This window comes from Rubrivivax sp. A210 (genome assembly GCF_904426505.1).
Taxonomy (GTDB): Bacteria; Pseudomonadota; Gammaproteobacteria; order Burkholderiales; family Burkholderiaceae_C; genus Rubrivivax.
This window is the reverse complement of the sequence record NZ_CAJGBN010000017.1, coordinates 1-21,717: the sequence shown is the minus strand read 5'-3', so window position 1 is coordinate 21,717 and position 21,717 is coordinate 1. Positions and strand designations below refer to the sequence as shown.

The 21,717-nt window shown below is 71.1% G+C and carries 22 protein-coding genes; 11 read left to right on the top strand and 11 right to left on the bottom strand.

What is annotated here, in order from left to right:
- Positions 1–6 precede the first annotated feature (6 nt).
- The 4 genes from earP to mnmC all read left to right on the top strand — a co-directional run bounded on the left by earP (position 7) and on the right by mnmC (position 4,725).
- On the top strand, positions 7–1,083 hold the full coding sequence (earP, locus tag JMV16_RS12850; protein ID WP_201494685.1) for an elongation factor P maturation arginine rhamnosyltransferase EarP: 1,077 nt from the start codon (positions 7–9) through the stop codon (positions 1,081–1,083).
- 124 nt (positions 1,084–1,207) lie between these two features.
- Complete coding sequence (gene efp / locus JMV16_RS12845; RefSeq protein WP_201494684.1) at positions 1,208–1,762, top strand: elongation factor P; 555 nt, start codon at positions 1,208–1,210, stop codon at positions 1,760–1,762.
- Positions 1,763–1,879: 117 nt separating this feature from the next.
- The gene (locus JMV16_RS12840; protein ID WP_201494683.1) at positions 1,880–2,806 is read left to right on the top strand and encodes a heme-dependent oxidative N-demethylase subunit alpha family protein; all 927 of its coding nucleotides are present in this window, start codon (positions 1,880–1,882) and stop codon (positions 2,804–2,806) included.
- A complete protein-coding gene (gene mnmC / locus JMV16_RS12835; protein ID WP_201494682.1) occupies positions 2,803–4,725 on the top strand; it encodes an FAD-dependent 5-carboxymethylaminomethyl-2-thiouridine(34) oxidoreductase MnmC in 1,923 nt (640 codons plus the stop codon). The genes JMV16_RS12840 and mnmC overlap by 4 nt, the downstream gene beginning before the upstream one ends.
- Here the strand turns inward: mnmC and JMV16_RS12830 are convergent.
- On the bottom strand, positions 4,710–4,892 hold the full coding sequence (locus JMV16_RS12830; protein WP_201494681.1) for a hypothetical protein: 183 nt from the start codon (positions 4,890–4,892) through the stop codon (positions 4,710–4,712). The genes mnmC and JMV16_RS12830 overlap by 16 nt on opposite strands.
- 34 nt (positions 4,893–4,926) lie before the next feature.
- Positions 4,927–5,586, bottom strand: coding sequence for a ribose-5-phosphate isomerase RpiA (gene rpiA, locus JMV16_RS12825; protein ID WP_201494680.1), 660 nt, complete (start codon positions 5,584–5,586; stop codon positions 4,927–4,929).
- 38 nt (positions 5,587–5,624) lie between these two features.
- On the opposite strand from rpiA, the gene JMV16_RS12820 reads away from it, so the two are divergent.
- The gene (locus JMV16_RS12820) at positions 5,625–6,665 is read left to right on the top strand and encodes a quinone-dependent dihydroorotate dehydrogenase (RefSeq protein WP_201494679.1); all 1,041 of its coding nucleotides are present in this window, start codon (positions 5,625–5,627) and stop codon (positions 6,663–6,665) included.
- A gap of 12 nt (positions 6,666–6,677) precedes the next feature.
- Here the strand turns inward: JMV16_RS12820 and JMV16_RS12815 are convergent, their stop codons facing one another.
- Positions 6,678–7,709 carry a hypothetical protein gene (locus JMV16_RS12815; RefSeq protein WP_201494678.1) on the bottom strand — a complete coding sequence of 344 codons (1,032 nt, stop codon included), beginning with the start codon at positions 7,707–7,709 and terminating at the stop codon, positions 6,678–6,680.
- Positions 7,710–8,106: 397 nt separating this feature from the next.
- Between JMV16_RS12815 and JMV16_RS12810 the strand changes: the two genes are divergently transcribed.
- The gene (locus JMV16_RS12810; RefSeq protein ID WP_201494677.1) at positions 8,107–8,619 is read left to right on the top strand and encodes a sigma-70 family RNA polymerase sigma factor; all 513 of its coding nucleotides are present in this window, start codon (positions 8,107–8,109) and stop codon (positions 8,617–8,619) included.
- Positions 8,616–11,213 carry a serine/threonine-protein kinase gene (locus JMV16_RS12805; protein WP_201494676.1) on the top strand — a complete coding sequence of 866 codons (2,598 nt, stop codon included), beginning with the start codon at positions 8,616–8,618 and terminating at the stop codon, positions 11,211–11,213. The genes JMV16_RS12810 and JMV16_RS12805 overlap by 4 nt, the downstream gene beginning before the upstream one ends.
- 37 nt (positions 11,214–11,250) lie before the next feature.
- Here the strand turns inward: JMV16_RS12805 and JMV16_RS12800 are convergent, their stop codons facing one another.
- The 4 genes from JMV16_RS12800 to JMV16_RS12785 are packed head-to-tail and all read right to left on the bottom strand — an operon-like array spanning position 11,251 to position 15,286.
- A complete protein-coding gene (locus tag JMV16_RS12800) occupies positions 11,251–12,057 on the bottom strand; it encodes an alpha/beta fold hydrolase (protein WP_201494675.1) in 807 nt (268 codons plus the stop codon).
- 37 nt (positions 12,058–12,094) lie between these two features.
- The gene (locus tag JMV16_RS12795; RefSeq protein ID WP_201494674.1) at positions 12,095–13,900 is read right to left on the bottom strand and encodes a gamma-glutamyltransferase family protein; all 1,806 of its coding nucleotides are present in this window, start codon (positions 13,898–13,900) and stop codon (positions 12,095–12,097) included.
- 37 nt (positions 13,901–13,937) lie between these two features.
- Entirely contained in the window at positions 13,938–14,576 is a 639-nt protein-coding gene (locus JMV16_RS12790) for a 3-oxoacid CoA-transferase subunit B (RefSeq protein ID WP_201494673.1), read from the bottom strand.
- Positions 14,577–14,578: 2 nt separating this feature from the next.
- Positions 14,579–15,286 (bottom strand): CoA transferase subunit A, encoded by a 708-nt coding sequence (locus tag JMV16_RS12785; protein WP_201494672.1) that lies wholly within the window; start codon positions 15,284–15,286, stop codon positions 14,579–14,581.
- Between the two features lie 134 nt (positions 15,287–15,420).
- Here JMV16_RS12785 and JMV16_RS12780 point away from each other — a divergent pair, with 134 nt between their 5' ends.
- Positions 15,421–16,092, top strand: coding sequence for a glutathione S-transferase family protein (locus JMV16_RS12780; protein ID WP_201494671.1), 672 nt, complete (start codon positions 15,421–15,423; stop codon positions 16,090–16,092).
- Here JMV16_RS12780 and JMV16_RS12775 read toward each other — a convergent pair.
- The gene (locus JMV16_RS12775; RefSeq protein ID WP_201494670.1) at positions 16,074–16,448 is read right to left on the bottom strand and encodes a hypothetical protein; all 375 of its coding nucleotides are present in this window, start codon (positions 16,446–16,448) and stop codon (positions 16,074–16,076) included. The two genes, JMV16_RS12780 and JMV16_RS12775, sit on opposite strands and share 19 nt — an antisense overlap.
- 3 nt (positions 16,449–16,451) lie before the next feature.
- On the opposite strand from JMV16_RS12775, the gene JMV16_RS12770 reads away from it, so the two are divergent.
- Positions 16,452–17,741, top strand: a complete 1,290-nt coding sequence (locus tag JMV16_RS12770; RefSeq protein ID WP_201494669.1) for a sensor domain-containing diguanylate cyclase — start codon at positions 16,452–16,454, stop codon at positions 17,739–17,741.
- A gap of 55 nt (positions 17,742–17,796) precedes the next feature.
- On the opposite strand, the gene JMV16_RS12765 is transcribed toward JMV16_RS12770, so the two are convergent.
- The 3 genes from JMV16_RS12765 to JMV16_RS12755 are packed head-to-tail and all read right to left on the bottom strand — an operon-like array spanning position 17,797 to position 19,717.
- Positions 17,797–18,216 (bottom strand): acyl-CoA thioesterase, encoded by a 420-nt coding sequence (locus JMV16_RS12765; protein WP_201494668.1) that lies wholly within the window; start codon positions 18,214–18,216, stop codon positions 17,797–17,799.
- Positions 18,206–18,910, bottom strand: a complete 705-nt coding sequence (locus JMV16_RS12760; RefSeq protein WP_201494667.1) for a YceH family protein — start codon at positions 18,908–18,910, stop codon at positions 18,206–18,208. Before JMV16_RS12760 ends, JMV16_RS12765 begins: the two co-directional genes overlap by 11 nt.
- Before the next feature lie 24 nt (positions 18,911–18,934).
- The gene (locus JMV16_RS12755; protein WP_201494666.1) at positions 18,935–19,717 is read right to left on the bottom strand and encodes an SDR family oxidoreductase; all 783 of its coding nucleotides are present in this window, start codon (positions 19,715–19,717) and stop codon (positions 18,935–18,937) included.
- Positions 19,718–19,861: 144 nt separating this feature from the next.
- Between JMV16_RS12755 and JMV16_RS12750 the strand changes: the two genes are divergently transcribed.
- Positions 19,862–20,530, top strand: coding sequence for an ABC transporter ATP-binding protein (locus JMV16_RS12750; protein WP_201494665.1), 669 nt, complete (start codon positions 19,862–19,864; stop codon positions 20,528–20,530).
- Positions 20,527–21,717, top strand: a 1,191-nt coding sequence (locus tag JMV16_RS12745; protein WP_201494664.1) for an ABC transporter permease, incomplete at its 3' end; no start/stop codon positions are given. The genes JMV16_RS12750 and JMV16_RS12745, both read left to right, overlap by 4 nt.

Here is a 21,717-nt window from a genome sequence, read left to right as displayed (position 1 = left end):
CCCGCGATGCCCGCCCCTGCCGTCCCTGTCGAGCCGCCAGCCCTGCAGTGGGATCTCTTCTGCCGCGTCATCGACAACTACGGCGACGCCGGCGTCTGCTGGCGCCTGGCACGTCGCCTGGCCGCCCTGGGCCAGCGCGTGCGCCTGATCATCGATGATGCGGCGCCGCTGGGCTGGATGGCGCCCGCGGGCGCGGCCGGCGTCGAGGTGATGCCGTGGCCGGGGCCGGACGATGTCGGCGACGTCGTCGTCGAGGCCTTCGGCTGCGACCCGCCCGCAGCGCATGTGGCGCGCATGGCCGAGCAGGCGCGGCCTGCGGTGTGGATCAACCTCGAATACCTCAGCGCCGAGCCCTATGTCGAGCGCTCGCACGGCCTGCCCTCGCCGCAGCGCAATGGCCTCACGAAGTGGTTCTTTTTCCCCGGCTTCACCGCGGCCACCGGCGGCCTGTTGCGCGAGGCCCACCTGCTGGAGGGCCGTGCCGCCTTCGACCACCAGGCATGGTTGGCACGCCTGGGTATCGAAGCGCAGCCCGGTGAACGGCTGGTGAGCCTGTTCTGCTACGCCAACAGCCACCTTCCGGCGCTGCTGCAGCAACTGGCGATGGCGCCGACGCTGCTGCTGCTCACGCCCGGCCACGCGCAGCGGCAGGTGAGCGACGCGAACCTGCCGCCCGGCCTGCGCACCGCCCGCCTGCCCTGGCTGACCCAGGACGACTTCGACCGCCTGCTGTGGGCCTGCGAGCTGAATTTCGTCCGCGGCGAAGACTCTCTGGTGCGCGCTGCCTGGGCCGGCGCCGCCTTCGCCTGGCAGGCCTATCCGCAGGACGACGGCGCCCATGCCGCCAAGATCGCAGCCTTGCTGGCGCAAATGCAGGCGCCACCCGAGATGGCGGCCTGGTGGCGGGGCTGGAACGGCATCGCCACCTTGCCCGAACTTCCGGATGCCGCGAACCTGCAAAGCTGGACCGGCGCGGTACAGGCTTGGCGCTCGCGCCTCGTCGATCAGGCCGGCGGCGCCGACCTGGCCGAGCGCCTGCTGGCCTTCGTTCACGGGAAATCCCGCAGTCACCCAGCCGCCTAGGCTAGAATTGCGGGCTTTTCGCCCCGCGCTCCATTGGAGCCGCCTGGTGGCGTCCCGCGCCGCCGCGGAGTTTTCAGCAACCCTGGAGCCGGCGCACACACCTCAGCTAGATCCGGAATCAGCCATGAAACTCGCACAGGAAATCCGCGCCGGCAACGTCATCATGCAGGGCAAGGACCCGATGGTCGTGCTCAAGACCGAATACAGCCGCGGCGGCCGCGGCGCCGCCACGGTGCGCATGAAGATGAAGAGCCTGCTCAATGGCTTTGGCGCCGAGACGGTCTTCAAGGCCGACGACAAGATGGACCAGATCGTGCTGGACAAGAAGGAGTGCACCTACTCCTACTTCGCCGACCCGATGTATGCCTTCATGGATGCCGAGTACAACCAGTTCGAGGTCGAGGCCGAGAACATGGGTGACGCCATCAACTACCTCGAAGACGCCATGTCGGTCGAGGTCGTGTTCTACGACGGCAAGGCCATCTCGGTCGAACTGCCCACCACCGTGGTGCGCGAGATCACCACCGATCCCGCCGTCAAGGGCGACACCTCGGGCAAGGTGCTCAAGCCGGCCAAGCTGGTGGGCACGGGCTTCGAGATCAGCGTGCCCATCTTCGTCGAGAACGGCGACAAGATCGAAATCGACACCCGCACGCACGAGTACAAGAAGCGCGTCTGAGCCCGCAGGCTCGGCAACGACGAGGCGCCCTGCGGGGCGCTTTTTTGCTGAACCGCGAACAGGCGCCCCGCGGGGCGCCTTTTTCATGGTCACGGCGCTGCGGCATCATCGCCGCCCATGAGCTTCGACTTCGACGCCGCCGTCACGGCGCCCTTTCGCATGCAGCCGGGGCTGCGCCGCCTGGCCCCCGGCAGCGCCCAGCTCACTGCGGTGGCGCCCGGCTCGCGCCACCAGCGCGAAAAGCTGGCTGTGCTGTCGGCCTTCTGGCCTCAGGCCCTGTGTACCGTGCCGGGCTTCGATGCCGCGCCGGCCCTCGATGCGCTGTGCGTCCAGGCCGCCGCCGAGCACCCCGCGGCCTGGCGCTGGGACGGCGAGCGCGCCACCGCGCTGGGCTGCGTGGTCAGCCGCGCCGGCCAGGTCGAACACGAGACCGCCGGCACCTTCGGCCTGGGCGACGAGATCCCGCGCTGCCTGCTGGGCCTGCCCGCGCCCTGGCGCCTTGCCGGGCTGCTGAGCCTGGCGTTTGCCGAAGACTTCGCCATCATCGACGGCCGCCGCGCCACCCTGCCCTGGCTGGCCGTGGCCCTGCCCAGCCACTGGGCACCCGAAGCCAAGATCGGCCGCCACTTCGCCGAGGTACACGCGCCGGTGGCCGACGGCGACCTGCTGCGCAAGGCCGGCGATTCGCTGATGCGCCTGGTGAGCGGGCACCAGCGCTGGGAGCGCTTCGTCTGGAACGTCACCGACCAGCCGCGCCTGCACGCCCACCCCGACCGCTGCGACCCCGAACGCTGGCGCCACACGACGGTCGATTGCGCCTGGTTCCGCAGCGAGCGCCAGACCTTCATCCCGCTGCCGGCGCCGGGCCAGGCCATCTTCACCATCGCGGTCGAGGTGCAAGCGCTGGCCGCCGTGCTGGCAACGCCCGGCCGCGCCGCGCGCCTGCATGAGGCCATCGCGACCATGAGCCCGGCGGTGCTGGCCTACCGCGGCCTCACCGCCGTGCGCGAGCCCTTGCTGGCCTGGCTGCGGGCTCGGCCATGAAATCGCTGCCACTGGAGCCGGCGCAGATCGAGTTCAGCGCCGACGGCGGGCCGCCGCGTGCGCCGCGCTATGGCGATCTCTACCACCCCCAGATTGGCGCGCTGGCCCAGGCCCGCCACGTCTTCCTGGGCGGCAATGGCCTGCCGGCGCGCTGGGGCGGCCGCACGCGCTTCGTCGTGCTCGAGACCGGCTTCGGCCTCGGCAACAATTTTCTGGCCACCTGGGACGCCTGGCGACGCGACCCGGCACGCTGCGAGCGTCTGATCTACGTCTCCATCGAGCGTCATCCGCCGTACCGCGTTGACCTGGCGCGGGCCCATGTCGCATCGGATTTGCCGGATCTCGCGGCCCAGCTCGTCGCCGCCTGGCCGCCGCTGGTGGCGGGCCTGCAGACGCTGGAATTCGAGGGCGGCGCGCTGCAGTTGCTGCTGGGGCTGGGCGATGCCTCCGAGTTGCTGCCCGGCCTGCGCCTGGCCGGCGACGCCTTCTACCTGGACGGCTTTGCGCCGGCGCGCAATCCGCAGATGTGGCAGCCGCGCGTGCTCAAGGCCCTGGGCCGCTGCGCCGCGGCCGGCGCCACCGCCGCCACCTGGAGCGTGGCGCGCGAACTGCGCGAGGGCTTGCAGACAGCGGGCTTCGCGGTCGATCTGGCGCCCGGCATTGGTGGCAAGCGCGAGATCACGCGGGGCCGCTTCGCACCGCGCTATGCACCGCGTCCGCTGCCCACGGCGGCGGTGCCCGAGGCCCGCAGCGCCCTCGTCGTCGGCGCCGGTCTGGCCGGCGCCGCGGTGGCGCTGGCACTGGCGCGGCAGGGCCTGGCGGTCACGGTATTCGAGCGCCGCGCCATGGCAGCGGCCGAGACCTCGGGCAACCCGGCCGGCATCTTCCACGGCAGCGTACACGCTGACGACGGCCCCTACGCGCGGCTGTTCCGCGCCGGCGCACTGGCGGCGCAGCGGGAATTCCTGCAGGCGCTGCGCGAGGGCGTGCCCGGCCGCATCGACGGCCTGCTGCGCCTGGCCGAGGGCGAGGGCGGCGGCGAGTTGCTGCAGCGCCTGGGCCTGCCGGCCGACTACGTGGCCGCGCTGGATCGCGCCACCGCCTCGGCGCGCGCCGGCGTGGCGCTGCCGCAATCGGCCTGGCTGTATGGTGGGGGTGGCTGGATCTCGCCGGCCGACTGGGTGCGCCACGCCCTGGCAAGGCCCGGCATCCGGCTCGTCACCGACGTCGATGTCGCGGGCCTGGAGCGCTGCGAAGACGGCTGGTGCCTGCGCGGTGGCGATGGCGCGGCGCAGGGCACGGCGCCCATCGCCGTGCTTGCCAACGCCGCCAGCGCCTCGGCCCTGCTGGCGCCGCTGGGCCATGCGGCCTGGCCGCTGGGCCTGACGCGCGGGCAGGTCAGCTTCTGGCCAAAGGCATCACCCGCCACCCGCCTGGCGCTGCCCGTGGCCGGCGACGGCTATGCGATTCCGCTGCCTGATGGCGGTCTGCTCTGCGGCGCCACGCGCCAGGCCGATGACGTCGACCCCGGGCTGCGCGAAGACGACCACCGGGACAATCTGCGCCGCCTGCAAAGCCTCACCGGCCTTTCGGGGCCGGCCGAGGCCGAGCTCTGGCAGGGTCGGGTCGGCTGGCGCCTGGCCAGCGAAGACCGCCTGCCCATCGCGGGCGCCCTGCCCCTGCCGGCGCTGCCGCCGGGCACGCGACAAGACCAGGCGCGATTGCTGCCGCGCGAGCGGGGGCTTTTCGTGTTGACGGCGCTGGGCGCTCGCGGGCTGACGCTGGCGCCACTGCTGGGCCGCTTGATCGCCGCCCAGGCCACGGGCGCGCCGTGGCCGCTGGAGCAGGATCTGGCCGACGCGGTCGACCCGGCGCGCTGGATCGTGCGCGCCGCGCGGGCGGCTCAGCCCGCGGCTTGACCCGGGCCGGCCGGGGCCGCGCCCTCCTCGGGCTCTTCGGGTTCGTCGGGCATGGGGGGCAGGCCGGCGGCCTTGCGCGCGGCCTTCTCGCGTTCCTTCTCTTCCTTCTTCTTCTTCTTCGCCAGCTCGCGTTGGCGCTTCTCGAACGAGTAGTTGGGTTTGGCCAAAGCGGAGTCCTCAGGGATACGGGGTGGCCCCCGATTAGAACACCAAGGTCTGCACGCCCTGCGCCGTGCCCAGCAGGCAGACGCTGGCGCGATGGCGCGCGAAGATGCCCACCGTCACCACGCCCGGCCACTGGCTGATCTCGGCCTCCAGCGCCAGCGGGTCGGTGATGGCCAGGCCGCTCACGTCGAGCAGCGGGTGGCCGTTGTCGGTGACGACGCCGGGCCGCAGCCGCGCCGTGCCGCCCAGGGCCGCGAAGCGCCGCACCAGGCGCGGCGCCGCCATCGCGATCACCTCCACCGGCAGCGCAAAGCCGCCCAGCACCGGCACGCGCTTGGACTCGTCGGCGATGCAGACGAAGCGCTCGGCCAGATCGGCGACGATCTTCTCGCGCGTGAGCGCGGCGCCGCCGCCCTTGATCATGCAGCCCGTGCCGTCGATCTCGTCGGCGCCGTCCACGTAGACAGGCAGCCGTTCAACCTCGCTGGCCTCGAGCACCGCGATGCCGTGGCCGCGCAGCCGCGCCGTGCTGGCCACCGAACTCGACACGGCGCCCTTGATGCGCTCCTTCATCGTCGCCAGCGCGTCGATGAAATGGTTGACGGTGGAGCCGGTGCCCACGCCCACCAGTTCGCCGGGCACCACGTATTGCAGAGCGGCGCGGCCGACCAGCGCCTTGAGTTCGTCTTGCGTCATGCGCCGATTATCGGCGGCCCTGCGGAGACAATCGGCCCATGCCGCTCGTCCCCTATGCCCTCGCCCGCCCCTTCCTCTTCGGCCTCGACCCCGAACGCGCCCACGAGCTGACGCTGGACAGCCTGGAGCGCATGCAGCACACGCCGCTGCGCTGCCTGTGGCAGGCCGAGCGCGTGAGCGACCCGGTGACGCTGGCCGGACTGCGCTTTCCCAACCGCATCGGTCTGGCCGCCGGGCTGGACAAGAACGGCCGCTGCATCGACGGCCTGGGCGACATGGGCTTCGGCTTCATCGAGGTCGGCACCGTCACGCCGCTGGCCCAGCCCGGCAATCCCAGGCCGCGCATGTTCCGCCTGCCGGCACGCCAGGCACTGATCAACCGCATGGGCTTCAACAACGAGGGGCTGGACGCCTTCGTCGCCAATGTCCAGCGTTCGAGGCACTTCCGCGCCGGCGGCGGCCTGTTGGGCCTGAACATCGGCAAGAACGCCACCACGCCCATCGAGCGCGCGGCCGACGACTACCTCACCGGCCTGAGCGGGGTCTACCCGCACGCCGACTACGTGACGGTCAACATCAGCAGCCCCAACACCAAGAACCTGCGCGCACTGCAAAGCGACGCGGCCCTGGATGCGCTGCTCTCGGCCCTGCAGAAGCGGCGCACCAGGCTGGCGCGCGAACTGGGGCGCAGCGTGCCGATGTTCGTGAAAATCGCGCCCGATCTGGACGACGCTCAGGTGGCGGTGATTGCCGCGACGCTGAAGAACAACGGCATCGACGGCGTGATCGCCACCAACACCACGCTGGCGCGCGACGCCGTGCAGGGCCTGCCCCATGCCGACGAGGCCGGCGGCCTGAGCGGCAGCCCGGTGCGCGAGGCCAGCAACCGCGTCATCGCCGGCCTGCGCGCGGCGCTGGGGCCCGCCTATCCCATCATTGGAGTCGGCGGCGTGATGAGCGGCGAAGACGCCCGCGCCAAGATCGCCGCCGGCGCCGACCTGGTGCAGATCTACACCGGGCTGATCTACCGCGGGCCAGCGCTGGTGGGCGAGGCAGCGCGGGCCCTGGCGGTGCGCTGATCGGGGCGCTGCTCAGGTTGCCAGCGCACCTATCGTCAAGGCGCCATTGCCGCTGACGAGCTTGAAGCTGTCGGCGTCAGTGAAGCCGAGCACCGAGCGAGCGAACTGGTCCATCGGATCGCGCAGTGGCGCGGCCTGCGCCGGTGCGAGCGCCGCCTCCACACCGAGCCCGGCGACCCAGTTCGACAGCAGCAGCGGGTATTCGCTGGCGCTGTTGCAGACCACGCGACGACCACCGATGACGGTGTTGAAGCCACCCTGCAGGAAGGCCGGCGCGTGCGAGTGGCCGTAGCAGCTGGTGTTGTAGAGCAGGCGCAGCTTGCCGGCCAGCTTGAGGCCGGCCAGCCCGCTGGCCAGGTTGGCCACGGCCACACCGGCCGAGCCTGAGCCGGCAAACAGCAGGCTGCCGTCGGCGCCGTGCATGTTGACGATGGTGTCCACGCCCTGGATGCCGGGCGCCTGCGCCAGGTCGCGCAAGGCGTCGAGGAAGGCCTGCAAGGTCGCCGCGCTGCCGTTCAGCGAACGCACGGTCTGGTAGTGCGGGCCACAGATGCTGCGCGCGACGGCGTCGCCCGAGGCCTCGAGGAACTGGTACAGCGCGCGGTACCTGGCCTGGCCCATCTCGACCGTGTTGTTGACCACGAGCAGGGCACGCGCCGACTTGGCCAGGTAGGGCGGCCCCCAGGGCAGGATGACCGGCAGCGGCGCCGTGTTGGCGAAGGGGAAGATCTCGTGCGTGCGGTTGTTGGCGCGGACGCGCAGCTTCAGCAGCAGCACGTCGGTGGGGTCGGGCACGCTCTGGTCGACCCAGCGGCCCCGTGGCGGCCAGCCGCTGACCACCCAGATGCGGAGGTTCTTGTTGTCGCGCCATTCGCTGCTGGTGCCCGAAAAGCGGCCGTCGGCGCCGGTGCGGCCGCTCCAGATCACGTCATCGGTGCCGCCCGGATCGACGTCGATGACCTCCACCTGTGCCCCGGCAGCGGCCACCGCCATGCCCCAGGGGCCCGGCATGTATTGAACGCGGCCATTGACTTGAATGCCCATGCTGTTCTCTCCCATTGAACGGTCGCCGAAGAGGTAGGTCCTGCGCCGCGGCGACCACCGGACCCAGGACAAGCCGAAGCACGGACGGACTGCAGCCACCGGCCTGCCACAGGGCTGCGAAGCAAGGGTTTGCTTGCTCCTGCATCAGGACGGACAGCGGCAGTGCATCCCCGCTCCCTATCCGCATAAGCGCAGCGGGAGGCCGCCGGAGATCAAGGGCCTGGAAAACTTTTTTCATGCCGCCCGGCGGGCGCTGGGCGGCGCGACCCGGCGCTGCGTCAACAGACATACCGATGCGGCACGAAGGCGTGACGGCCGGCAAGCTTCTCGCTGGGGCCCCGTTCACTTATGCTGGCAGCTGCGATTCCGGCGCCAGGCGCCGGCAGCGGAGGCCGGTTTGGTCCACAGCATCGGCAGCGCTTTTGACGACGCCTACCCCGAACTGCTGCGCCTGGCGCGGGCGCGCCTGGCGCGCGAGCAGGCACCGATCTCCACCGGCACCCTGGCGCACGAGCTCTACCTGGGCCTGCAGCACCGCGACGAGTTGCGCTTTGGCACGCGCGCCGAGTTCCTGGCCTACGCCGGGCGTGCCATGCGTTCGCTGCTGGTGGACATGGCGCGCGAGCGCCTGGCGGCCCGGCGCCATGCCGAACTCGTGCCGCTGACGCTGGGCCACGACGTGGCCGACCTGGCCGGCGGCACGCCCGAACAGTTGCTGGCGCTCAACCAGGCCCTGGAGCGCCTGGGCCAAATCGACGAACGCCTGTTGCGCGTGGCCGAGATGCGCGCCGTGCTGGGCCTGGAGGTGGCCGAGATCGCACAGGCGCTGGGCGTTTCCGAACCCACGGTCAAACGCGACTGGCAGCGCGCCAAGGCCTTCTTGCACACCACGCTGGACGTGGCACCGTGAACGACGGCTGCGCGTCGCTGGACCTGGACCGCCGCGCGCTGGCCCTGCTGGAACGCTTGCTCGACAGCCCGGCACCAGAGCGCAGTGCCGAGCTTCAAGGCCTGCGCACCACCGACCCGGCGCTGCAGTTGCGCGTGCAACGCCTGCTGGAGGCCAGCGACGACGGCGAGCAATCCCGCGCCCTGGCGGCACCGCTGTTGGCTGGCCTGCACGAAGCCACGCGCCCGCGCCTGAAGGCCGGCGACCTCATGGCCGGCTGGCGGCTGTTGCGCCCGCTGGGCCAGGGTGGCATGGCCGTGGTCTGGCTGGCCGAACGCGCCGAAGGCGGGCTCAAGCGCGAAGTGGCCATCAAGCTGCCGCTGGCGGCCCAGTTGTCAGGCGTGCTGGCCGACCGCTTTGCCCGTGAACGCGACGTGCTGGCCGCGCTGGATCACCCCAACATCGCGCGCCTGCTCGACGCCGGCACGGCTGCCGGCGGCCAACCCTATCTCGTGCTGGAGTACGCCGCCGGGCAAGCCATCACGGCTGCGGCGCAGGGCCTGGGCCTGCGCCAGCGGCTGCAGCTGTTCCAGCAAGTACTGGCTGCGGTGGACCACGCCCACCGCCATCTGGTGGTCCACAGGGACATCAAGCCCAGCAACATCGTGGTCAATGCCGAGGGCCAGGTGAAGCTGCTCGACTTCGGCATCGCCAAGCTGCTGGACGCCCCCGCCGGTTCGGCCGCGCTGACGCAGGATGCCGGCGCCGTGCTGACGCCGCGCTACGCGGCGCCAGAACAGGTGCTTGGCCAGCCCATCAGCACCGCCACCGACATCTACAGCGCCGGCGTCGTGCTGTACGAGTTGTTGACCGGACGCCTGCCTCACGGCGACGGCCAGGGCGGCCTGGCCCAGGTGATGCAGGCCGTCGCGCAGGACGAGGCGCAGCCGCCCGGCATCTCGCAGGATATCGACACCGTGCTGCTGAAGGCCTTGCGCAAGGCGCCGCAGGACCGCTATGCATCGGTCGAGCGCTTTGCCGAGGATCTGCGTCGCGTGCTGGCTGACGAGCCCATCCTGGCGCGCCGCGTGCCCTGGTGGCAGCGCGCACGGCTGCGGCTGCGGCGCCACCGCGGCGCCAGCGCAGCCGCGGCATGCGCGGCTGCGCTGCTGGTGGGCGCCGGCGGCCTGGCCTGGCACCAGGCACGCGAATCGGCGGCCCAGAAGGCGCGTGGCGACGCGGTGCGCGACTTCGTCTTCAGCATGATTTCCGACGCCGAGCCCGCGGCCGGCCGCAACGAGGTAACCGGCAAGGAACTGCTGGACGCCGCCGTGCTGCGCGTGGGCAGCGAATTCGCCGATCAGCCGCGCCTGCGTGGTGAACTGCTGGGTGAACTGGGGCGGGTCTATTTCCGCCTGCAGCAGACCGAGGCCAGCACCGCCGCGCTGCAGCAATCCGTGGCCCTGTTGCAGGCCCTGGCCAAGCCTGACGATCCGGCGCTCAATCGATCGCGCGCCGTGCTGGCGCTGTCGCTGATGAACAGCGACGGTGCCAGCGCCGCGGCACTGGCGCAGCGCACGCTGGACGATTGCCCGGGCCAGCCCTGCGCCCTGGCGCGCGCCCATGCCCGCTATGCCCTGAGCGCCATCGCCAGCTGGCACGGTGAAAGCGCGCAGGCCCTGATCCATGCACGCGCCATGGTCGAAGAAACCGAGACCGCCCACGGCAGCGCCAGCGCCCAGTTGGCCCCGGCGCTGGAAACCCTGGCCTTGACGGCCCGCAATGCTGCGCAATTGCCCGAGGCCGCCGCCGCCATCCAGCGTGCGCGCGGCCTGCCGGAGCAGGCCACGATGAAGACGTCCAGCCGCAACCGCATGGACCTCACGCAGGCCGTGCTGGACTTCGACCTCGGCCGCCACGACGCGGCGCGCACGCTGCTGGCCACGCTGCTGGCCCGCGAGGCCCCGCCCACCGAACGCTCCATCCAGTGGCGGATGCTGTCCGGCGTCGAATTGGCACAGGGCCGCACCGCGCTGGCGCTGAGCGCTGCCCAACAGGCGTGGCAGGTCCTGCTCCCAGGGCCCGCCACCGCGGTCACCTGGTTTGCGCGCCAGGCCTGGGCGCAGGCGGCGTCCCGCGCCGCCCATCATGAGGCGGCCTTGCAGGCCTATGCCGAGGCCGGCGAGGGCCTGGCGGCGGCGCAGTTCCCCCCCGGCTCGCCCCCGGTCATGAACCTGCGGCGCGGCCAGGCCGAGGCGCTGCTGCGCGCCGGCCGTGACCATGCCGGCACCGTGGCGCTGCGTGGATTGGCCGCCGATCACGAACGGGCGAGGCCGCCGCAGACGGTGGAATCGGCGCGCACGCTGGACGCCCTGGGCTGCGCGGCGGCGCTGGCCGGGCACAACGACGAGGCCTTGCGCCATCACGCCGAAGCATCGGCCCGCTACGGCGGCGCCTTGCCGGCCGAACATCCGCTGCGCCTGCGCAACGAGGTGCTGCGGGCCTTGGCAAACGGTGCCGATGCGGCTGCGGCGGGCGGGCGTTGGCGCGAGACGCTGGCCGCCGACAGCCCGCTGCGGCAGGCCGCCTGGGACGACTGCCGCGCGCTGATCTGAGGCAAGCGCTCGCTGCGGAGGACGGCCGACCTGCGGGCTACGCCAATGCGCTGCGACCCAGGGCCGCAGCAATCACCGGGTTCACCTGATCGGGCTGGGTGACCGGCGCCATATGGCCCAGGCCCTGCAATTCGATCAGATCGGCGCGCGGCAGCAGCGCCGCCAGCGCGGCGCTCACCGCACGCGCCGAGGCGCGCGTCTGGCCGCCGCAGAGCAGGCTCACCGGCAGGTCCAGCGCCGCAAAGGCGGCCGGCACGATGGCCTCGCCCATCAGCGCCCGGGACCAGCCGCGCACCTTGCGCACCGACTCGGCCACCGGAGCCTGGCGCGAGGGCGGCATGGCATCGAAGGCGCCCTCGCCCATCCAGTAGTCGATGAAGATGCGCGCCGCGGCAAAGGTGTCGCCGCGGTCCAGCGCCATGCCGGCGGTTTGAACCGTATCGGCGATGCCGGCCACGGCTGGATGGTCTGGCCGCTGCTGCAACAACACGGCAAACAGCGTCGGCTCGTAGAGCACGAGGCCGGCCACGCGGTCCGGCCAGGTGAGGGCAATCTTCAACGCCACCGCCGCGCCATAGGAATGGCCAACCAGGTGCCAGGGCGCGGGCAGGCGGGCCAGCAGCGGGCGCAGAGCCTCCACCTCATCGGCCAGGCCCACAGCCTTGCCACCAGGGCCACTCGGCCAGGGCGCGCCCTTGCCGGCGCCCAAGCCGTCGGGCGCGACCACATGCCAGCGCGGCGCCAGCAAGTCCATCAAGCCGCGCCACTGGCCCGAGGTGCTGGCATTGGCATGCAGACAGATCACGGCCGGGCCGCTGCCGGCCTCGCGGTAACAGGGCTCCATGGGCGGTCTTGCTCCTTGGTTCTTCAATCACCCGGCCTCAATCACCCATCACCACGCCTTCGCGGCGCGGGTCGCTGCCACCGGACCAGCCGTCAGGCGTGCGCCGGATGGCCTGCAGGCCGCTGGGCAGCGCAGTCTCGTTCACCTCATGACCGCGGGCGCGCAAGGCGTCGAGGGTGGCCGCCGGGAAGCGGCGGCTTTCCAGCACCGTGGGGCCGTTGAAGCTGCCGAAATTGGGCAGATCGATGGCGCGTTGGGCGTCCAGGCCCCATTGCAGGTGGGCGATCAGGGTCTTGGCGACGAAGTGGATGATGGCCGGGCCGCCGGGCGAGCCCAGACTCATCACCGGGCCGGGGCCGCCCTGGCGGTCGAACACCAGGGTCGGGCTCATGCTGCTGCGCGGGCGCTTGCCGGGCTCGATGCGGTTGGCGATGGGCCGGCCTTGGCTGTCAGCCGGCCGGGCCGAGAAATCGCTCATCTCGTTGTTGAGCAGGTAGCCGCCGCCCAGGCCCGTGCCGCCATCGGCCATCAGGCCGGCGCCGAAGAGGTATTCGATGGTGGTGGTCATCGCCAGTGCCCGGCCCTCACCGTCGACGATGCTGATATGGCTGGTGCCGTGCTCTGGTTGCTCGGGCATGTCGGCCCAGCTCAACGGGGACGGCACCGGCTCGCCGGCCGGCGCCTGGCCCATGCTGCGCGCGCCCACCAGGGCGGCCCGTCGGCGCAGGTATTCATCGGCCAGCAGCGTGGACCAGTCGCCGCCGGGGGCGGGCACGAAGTCGGGGTCGGCGACAAAACGGCCGCGGTCGGCATAGGCCAGGCGCGCCGCCTCGGTGTACTGGTGCAGCCAGTCGGGACCGGGCAGGCCGCCTTGCAGCGGCTGGGCCGGCGGCGGCAGGCGCTCCAGCACGCCCAGGATCTGCATCAGCGCCAGGTGGCCGGAGGACGGCGGCGGAAAGCCGCAGACTCGCCAGCGCTGCAGCCAGTCGGTACACAACGCTTCGCGCCTGCGCGGCTGGTAGGCGGCCAGGTCGGCCTCGGTCAGCACGCCAGGCACGGCGTGCTGGTCCACGCGGCGCACCAGATCGGTGGCGATGGGGCCGGTGCTCATTGCCGCGCTGCCGCGCTGGGCGATGGCGCGCAGCACCGCGGCCAGGGCCGGATTGCGCAGCCGATGGCCCACCGGATGGGGCTGGCCGGCGGCATCAAAGAAGTAGGCGCGTGCCAGCGGGTCGCGCTGGAGCCGCGCATTGCCCACCAGCAGGCTGTGCAGGCGCGGGCTGATCGCAAAGCCGCCCTCGGCCAGCGCGATGGCGGGCTCGAACAGGCGCGCCCAGGGCAGGCGGCCAGCTTCCCGGTGGGCCGCCTCCAGCATGGGCACGACGCCTGGCGTGGCGACGGCGCGGCCGCCGTCGATGGCTTGCAGGAAGGGCAGGGGCTGGCCGTCGGGCTTGAGGAAGGCGCGCGGATCGGCCACCTTCGGTGCGGTTTCGCGGCCGTCCCAGGCCTGCAGCGCGCGCCCGTCCCACAGCAGGAGGAAGGCGCCGCCGCCGATGCCACTGGACTGCGGCTCGACCAGGCCCAGCACCATCTGCACCGCGATGGCGGCGTCCAACGCCGAGCCGCCGGCGCGCAGCATGTCGTAACCGGCCTGAGTGGCCAGCGGGTTGGCCGCGGCGACCATGAAGCGCTGGGCGTGCCAGCCCGGCTTGGCGGTCCAGCCCGAGGCCGGCTCGGGCATGGGCGGCAGGGCGGCGGCCGGGGTCTCCCGTGGCACGGGCGCACCGCAGCCGGCCAGCGCCAGCACCAGGGCCAGCGGAACCCATGGCCGCCGCTGGCGCATCGTCAACAGGCTCCGCACCATGCTGGAGCCCGCCGGATCAATGCAGGGGCACGCCGGTCTTGGCCTGCAGTTCCTCGCGCGTCACGCCCGGCGCCATCTCCACCACCTTGAGGCCGTGGGGCGTGATGTCGAGCACCGCCAGGTCGGTGACGATGCGGTCGACCACGCCCACGCCGGTGAGCGGCAGCGTACATGCGGGCAGGATCTTGAGGTCGAAGCCGCCGTCCTTGCGCCGCGCCACATGCTCCATCAGCACCACCACGCTGCGCACGCCGGCCACCAGGTCCATTGCGCCGCCCATGCCCTTGACCATCTTGCCGGGGATCATCCAGTTGGCCAGGTCGCCCTTCTCGCTGACCTGCATCGCGCCCAGGATGGACAGATCGATCTTGCCGCCGCGGATCATCGCGAAGCTGTCGTGGCTGCCGAAGATGCTGCTGCCGGGGATGGTGGTGACGGTCTGCTTGCCGGCGTTGATGAGGTCGGCGTCGACCTCGTCCTCGGTCGGGAAGGGGCCTATGCCCAGCATGCCGTTCTCGCTCTGCAGCCAGACCTCGATGGCGGGGTTCACGAAGTTGGCCACCAGCGTGGGCAGGCCGATGCCGAGGTTGACGTAGAAGCCGTCCTGCAGTTCATTGGCCGCGCGTGCGGCCATTTCGTCGTGGGTCCAGGCCATGGTCAGGCTGCCTCTTGGGTACGGGTGGTGCGCTTCTCGATGCGCTTTTCGGGCTTGGCGTTGAGCACCAGGCGGCTGACGTAGATGCCGGGCAGATGAACGGCATCGGGGTCGAAGGTGCCGGTGGGCACGATCTCCTCGACCTCCACGATGCTGATCTTGCCGGCCATGATGACCGCCGGGTTGAAGTTGCGCGCGGTGCGGCGGAAGATCAGGTTGCCCGATTCGTCGGCCTTCCAGGCCTTGCCCAGCGAGATGTCGGGCACGATGCCGCGTTCCATCACATAGCGCTTGCCGTCGAACTCGCGGATCTCCTTGCCCTCGGCCACCAGGGTGCCGACGCCGGTGCGCGTGAAGAAGGCCGGGATGCCGGCGCCGCCGGCGCGCAGCCGCTCGGCCAGCGTGCCCTGGGGCGTGAACTCGAGCTCGAGCTCGCCGGCCAGGTACTGGCGCTCGAACTCCTTGTTCTCGCCGACGTAGCTGCTGATCATCTTCTTGATCTGGCGCGTCAGCAGCAGCTTGCCGAGGCCGAAGCCATCGACGCCGGCGTTGTTGGAGACGACCGTCAAGTCCTTGGCGCCGCTGTCGCGCAGCGCGTCGATCAGGGCTTCAGGGATGCCGCAGAGGCCGAAGCCGCCGACAGCGAGCAATTGGCCGTCCTTGACGACCCCTTCCAGCGCGGCGGCGGCACTGGGATGAAGTTTCTTCATGCTTGACCTTGTGTTGATCGGGTGGGCCGGGCGCCGCAAGAAACGCGCCGACGATGTGCCTGCGTAGTATCGCCCAAGCCCCTGCGGCCAGGCCCGGCCCGGGGCCCCGTCCCGCCGGCCCGCACAATGCGGCGATGATCACTCTCCACCACCTGGAAAACTCGCGCTCGCAGCGTGTGCTGTGGCTGCTGGAAGAGTTGGGCCTTCCCTACGAGGTCAAGCGCTACGCCCGCGACCCCAAGACGATGTTTGCGCCGCCAGAATTGCAGCGCGTACACCCGCTGGGCAAGTCGCCGGTGATCAGCGACGGTGACGTCGTCGTGGCCGAATCGGGCGCCATCGTCGAATACCTGGTCGACAGCCACGGCCAGGGCCGATTGAAGCCGAAGGGCGGCACGAAAGAGCAGCGGCGCTACACCTACTGGATGCACTTCGCCGAGGGCAGCGCCATGCCCTTCCTGCTGTTGAAGCTGGTGTTCGACAAGGTGAGCAGCGCACCCGTGCCCTTCTTCGTGAGGCCCATCCTCAAGGGCGTGGCAGCGCAGGTGGGCAAGAGCTTCATCACGCCCAATCTGCAGCGGCAGTTCGCCTTCATCGAGGCCGAGTTGCAGGCGAACGAATGGTTTGCGGGCAAGGCGTTCAGCGCGGCCGACATCCAGATGAGCTACCCGGTCGAGGCGGCGGCGCAACGGGCGGGGCTGGATGGAAAGTATCCGGCGGTGGCGGGGTGGTTGGCGCGCATTCATGCAAGGCCGGCCTACCAGCGCGCGCTCGTGGCCGGCGGGCCCTACGATGTAACGCCGTAGTCGATCAATGGCCGTGTCCGGCCGATGCGACTTTCGGCCTGGCGCACGTCACCTAGCGGCGCCCGCTTCAGGGCTGCGTCCACGCTGATCTTGAGGTCGACGACGGGCTCTTTGCATTCAGGCTGTCTGCCTGCGCTGCCGTCGAGTTCATCGAGCTTGTCGATCCGGGCGTCGTCCTCGACCATCGAGGTAGCCAGCTGGAAGCGGACTGTCCCCGCTGACGAACCGCCGATGTCGAGGAAGTCCGCGCCCGAGGTGTCGATCTGGACCTGTATTCCTTCACAGAAGCTGCCAGCTTGAAGGGGCGCGAGGCGGGACAGGAGTGGATCAGCAGGGCGCGGGTCCGATGACAGCATGGTGTGCGCCACCCAAACGCGGGCCACCGCCTCATCTATCGTCCAGCTGTGCTTGTGACTTCGATAACCAACGCCGAACTACTACTGATCGTCCTCCTGCTGCTGCAGTCCCTGTTCGGCCTGCTCTGGCTGGGTGCAGCACGGCTGCGCCTGGCACGCCGACCCGCCCAGCACTGGGCCGCCATGGCTTGGCTGGTGGCGGGGGGCCTGACCCTGATCCTGCTGCGCGGGCGGGCCCCGCAATGGCTGTCGGTGGGAGCGGGCAATGGCTTGGTGCTGGCAGCTTTCGTGACCTTGCGGCGAGGCATTCAACGTTTCGCGCGACTGCCGACCAGCGACCGCGAGTACGGCCTGCTGATGGCGATAGGCGTGTCGAGCACGCTGGGCATGGCATTTGCCAACCTGAGCCCGCTGGCGGCGGTATTGCTGGCGGCGGCAGCCATGGCATGGACGCTGCTGCGCGGTGCCGGCGAGATCCGCGATGCACTGGCCACGGAGTTTGGTCGCACGGCGGCCTCCTGGTGCGCACTGCCCATGGCAATGCTGGCAGCCCTCTTCCTGGTACGCGCCGGAGTTGCCCTGGTAAGCCCCGCTGGCTTCCAGAGCTACCTGCAGCAACCCGGGGGCGGCGGCGTCGCCGCGGCCTTTGTTGCATTGGTCATCGCACTGCTCGTGCAAGCCAATCTCATTGCCATGGTGTTGCTGCGCCTGGTGCGGCGCCTGCAGTACCGGTCGGATCACGACATGCTCACCGGCTTGCTCAGCCGTCGCCCGATGGAGCAAATGCTGCTGGCCGAATCGCAGCGCCAACGGCACTTCGGCCAGAGCTTTGCGCTGCTGTCGATCGACATCGACCACTTCAAGAAGATCAACGATGGCTGCGGTCACGCCGCCGGTGACGCGGTCCTGAAACGCGTGGCCGAGGCGCTGCGCGATGCCGCGCGTGACAGCGACAGCGTGGCACGCATGGGCGGAGAAGAGTTCTGCGTGCTGCTGCCCGGCACGGAGGCGGCCGGCGCCAACACCGGCGCCCTGCGCCTGCTAGAGACCGTGCGAGACCTGCACCATCCCGAGATCGGCGGCAAACCGGTCACCATCAGCATCGGCATGGCGGTGATGGAGGCGCCGGCCGAGCCGATACAGGCCTTGCAGCGACGGCTGGACCAGGCACTGTACGCGGCCAAGGCGGCCGGGCGCGACCGCATTGAACGGGCGGCACCTGCCGCCAGCGCACCGCGTACCCCCTCCATGCCTGAGGATGCTGACCGCGCCGACACGGCGGTGGCCGCGTAGATCGACATCGCCGCTCAGCGAGACCTCCTCGCTGTCGCGATGGCGTGCCCCGGCCCTAAACCAGCAGCGCCCGAAACCACTCCGGCATGGGCGCCGACCGCCTGGCCGCGTAATCAGTCCAAACCATCCGCGCCCCGCCCTCGGCGTAAACCACGCCGGGCTCATCGGTGCGCTCTATCGTGTGGTAGCTCTCGAAGCTGCTGTTGCCGGGCTTGGCGACAAACATCGTCACCCGCACGTCGCCCGGAAATTCGAGCTGGCGCAGGAAGTTGCAGAAGGCGTTGATGATCACCGTGCCCTGGCCGCTGAGGCTGGTGCTGGCGCCGGACTTGTAGAGCCAGTCCAGCCGCGCCACTTCCATGTAGCGGAAGTACAGCGTGTTGTTGATATGGCCCATGGCGTCCATGTCGCCCCAGCGCAGCGGCACCACGGTCTCATGCACCAGCTTCTTCTCGGCCGGCAGTTCAAAGCGCATTCGAAGACTCGCTGCTGCTGACGCCGGCATCGATGCCGAGCTCCTGCGCCATGCGCAGCACCAGGGCCTTGAGCGTGGCCAGCTCGTCGGCCAGACGGGTCTGTTCGGCCTTGAGCGCGGCCAGTTCGCCGGCGCTCACGCTGCCGTCGCCACCGCCACCGGCATACGCACCCCCGCCGCCGCCCAGGCGCGGCGCGGGCTGGGCAACCTCGCCGCACAGCAGATGGGCCCAGCGTGCCTCGCGCTCGCCCGGTGCGCGCTCGAGCTTGATCACGCGCGGCTCGCCCTTGGTGGCCAGTTCTTCCAGAAAGCCCTCGACCGAGGAGATGTCGGCAAACCTGTGCAGGCGCTCGCAGTTCAGGCGCAGTTCGGCCGCCGTTTGCGGGCCGCGCAGCAGCAGCACCGCCAGCAGCGCCACCGCCTGGCTGGGCACATGCAGCACGCGGCCCATGTTGTGCTCGAACTTGACGACGCGGCTGCCGCTGCCCTCGAACACCAGGCTCAGCCCCTTGAGTCCGTCCACCGCGGTCAGCACCTCGGCCTCGGTGGCCTCGATCACCGGCAAGCGCGCCGTCTTCTGGTTGCAACCGCCGACGAGCGCATTCAGCGACATCGGGTAGGTGTCGGGCACGGTGGACTGCTTCTCGACCAGCACGCCCAGCACGCGCGCCTCGAGCGGGGTCAGGTGACGCATCGCTTCTTCTTCCGGTCTTGCGCCCTAGATGCCGAAGCCGTCGTCGGCCGCCAGCACGGCGCCGTTGATGAAGTGGCTCTCATTGGCGCACAGCATCATCAGCGCCGCGTCCAGGTCCTGTGGCTTGCCCACGCGCTGGCGCGGCATGCTCTGCACCAGACGCTTGCCGTTCTCGGTCTGCCACTGGTGGTGGTTGATCTCGGTGTCGATGTAGCCCGGGCAGAGCGCGTTGACATTGATGCCGTAGCGGCCCCATTCCAGCGCCATCGCACGAGTCATGTGGATCACCGCGGCCTTGCTCATGGCGTAGACGCCGATGCTGCCCAGCACGCGCAGGCCGGCCATCGAGGCCACGTTGACGATGCGGCCGCCGGTGTAGGTGCCGGGCGCCTCGCCCTTGCTGCGCGCGATCATGCGCTTGGCCACTTCCTGGGCCACGAAGAAGGCGCCGCGCGAGTTGACGGCCATGACGTGGTCGAACTCCTCGGCCCTGACGTCGGTGAGCTTCTTGGTGAGGGCCACGCCGGAGTTGTTGACCAGGATGTCGATGGCGCCCATCTCGGTCTCGGCATGGGCCACGGCGGCGCGGATGCTGTCGGTGTCGGTCACGTCCAGCGTCACCACATGGGCATCGCCGCCCTTGCTCTCGATCTCGGCGCGCAGCGTCTTCAGCCGCTCGATGCGGCGCGCGGCCAGCACCACGCCGGCACCGGCCGCCGCCAGGGTGCGCGCGAACTGCTCGCCCAGCCCGCTGGAAGCGCCGGTGATGAAGGCCACGCGGCCCGAAAGATCGATCTGGTAGGACATGGTGTGCAGCCCCTCCTTGAAAGGCCGAAAGAACGATAGCACGCGCCCCATCGATGAACGGGCCATGAAAGGGCGAGAAAAAGGCAGGGAAAGCGGCGCACCAGCAAGGAGCAAGCGGGGCTTGCGGCATCATCGGCGCCACCCATGCTGAGCCTCGAATCGCTGTGCAAGCGCTATGACCAGACCCCCGTCTTCGCCGATGTCACGCTGGCGCTGGCGCGCGGCGAGTTCGTGGCGCTGCTGGGCGAATCGGGCGTCGGCAAGTCCACGCTGCTGAACTGCATCGCCGGGCTCGACCGCGCCGACAGCGGGCGCATCGTGGTGGCCGGCACCGATCTCGCCGGGCTGGATGACGACGCCGGCGCGCGGCTGCGGCGCGAGCACCTGGGCTTCGTCTTTCAGGCCTTCCATGTGCTGCCGCACCTGACGGTGGCCGAGAACGTGAGCCTGCCGCTGCGCCTGCTGGGCCGGCCCCATGCCGCGCCCGTGCAGGCCATGCTGGACGCCGTGGGCCTGGGTGCGCTGGCGGCGCGCCTGCCGGCCCAGCTCTCGGGCGGCCAGCTGCAGCGCGTGGCCATCGCGCGTGCGCTGGTGCATGCGCCGGGGCTGATCCTGGCCGACGAGCCCACCGGCAACCTCGACCCCGCCACCGCCGAGCGCGTGCTCGAGGTGCTGCGCACCCAGGTGCGCGAGGCCGGAAGCGCCTGTTTGCTGGTGACGCATTCGGCTGCCGCCGCGGCCCATGCCGACCGTGTGCTGCGGCTCACGCCCGCCGGCATAGAGCCGGCCTTGCGGGCGGCCGTGCAGCCGTGAACCTCGCGCTGCTGCGCCTGCTGATCACGCGCGAGTGGCGCCACCACCCCTGGCGCCACGGCGCGGCGCTGATGGCGGTGGCGCTGGGCGTGGCCCTGGCCTGGTCGGTACACCTGATCAACAGCTCGGCGCTGGCCGAGTTCTCGGCCGCCGTGCGCGCCGCCAATGGCGACCCCGACCTCACGCTGCGCGGGCGCGGCTTTGACGACGCGCTGTTCGAGCGCATCGCCGCCGACGCCGCGGTGCAGCTGGCCAGCCCGGTGCTGGAGGTCGACACCTATGGCCGCGCCAATGATGGCGGCCGCGTGGGCGTGCGCGTACTGGGGCTGGACGCGCTGCTGGCGGCGCCGCTGGCGCCCACGCTGATGCCGCGGCCGGCGGCGGGCGAAGACAGGCTGGTCTTCCTCGACCCCGGCGTCGTGTTCGCCAATGCGGCGGCGCGCGAACGCCTGGGCCTGGTGGACGGCGGCACGCTGGCGCTGCAGGCCGGACCGGCCTACACCGCGCTGCGCGTGGCCGGCACGGTGGCGGTGGGCGGGCCGCCGCTGGTGGTGATGGACATCGCCGGCGCGCAGCAGCGCTTCGACGGCATCGGCCGGCTCACGCGCATCGACATCCGCCTGCAGCCCGGCGCCGACCGCGCCGCCCTGCTGCAGCGCCTGGCCCTGCCGAGCGAGGTGGCGCCGGTGCAGGCCGACGAGGACGAGCAACGCATCTCCAACCTCTCGCGCGCCTACCGCGTCAACCTCACCGTGCTGGCCCTGGTGGCGCTCTTCGTCGGCGCCTTCCTCGTGTTCTCGGTCGTCTCGCTCTCGGTGGCGCAGCGCATGCCGGCCTTCGCACTGCTGGGCGTGCTGGGCTTGACAGCCCGGCAGCGCCGGCTCTGGGTGCTGGCCGAATGCGCGCTGTTGGGCGCGGCCGGCAGTGCCATCGGCCTGCTGCTGGGCGCCGGACTGGCGGCGGCGGCACTGCGCCTGCTGGCGGGCGACCTGGGCGGCGGCTACTTCCCCGGCATCGTGCCGCCGCTGCAGCTGTCGCCGCTGGCCGCGCTGGCCTTCTTCGCGCTGGGCACGGCGTCGGCGCTGGCCGGCGGCTGGTGGCCGGCACGCCAGGCCGAGGCCATTGCGCCGGCCCAGGCGCTCAAGGGCCTGGGCCAGCCGCTGGCCGCGGCGCCGCCAGCCTGGCCC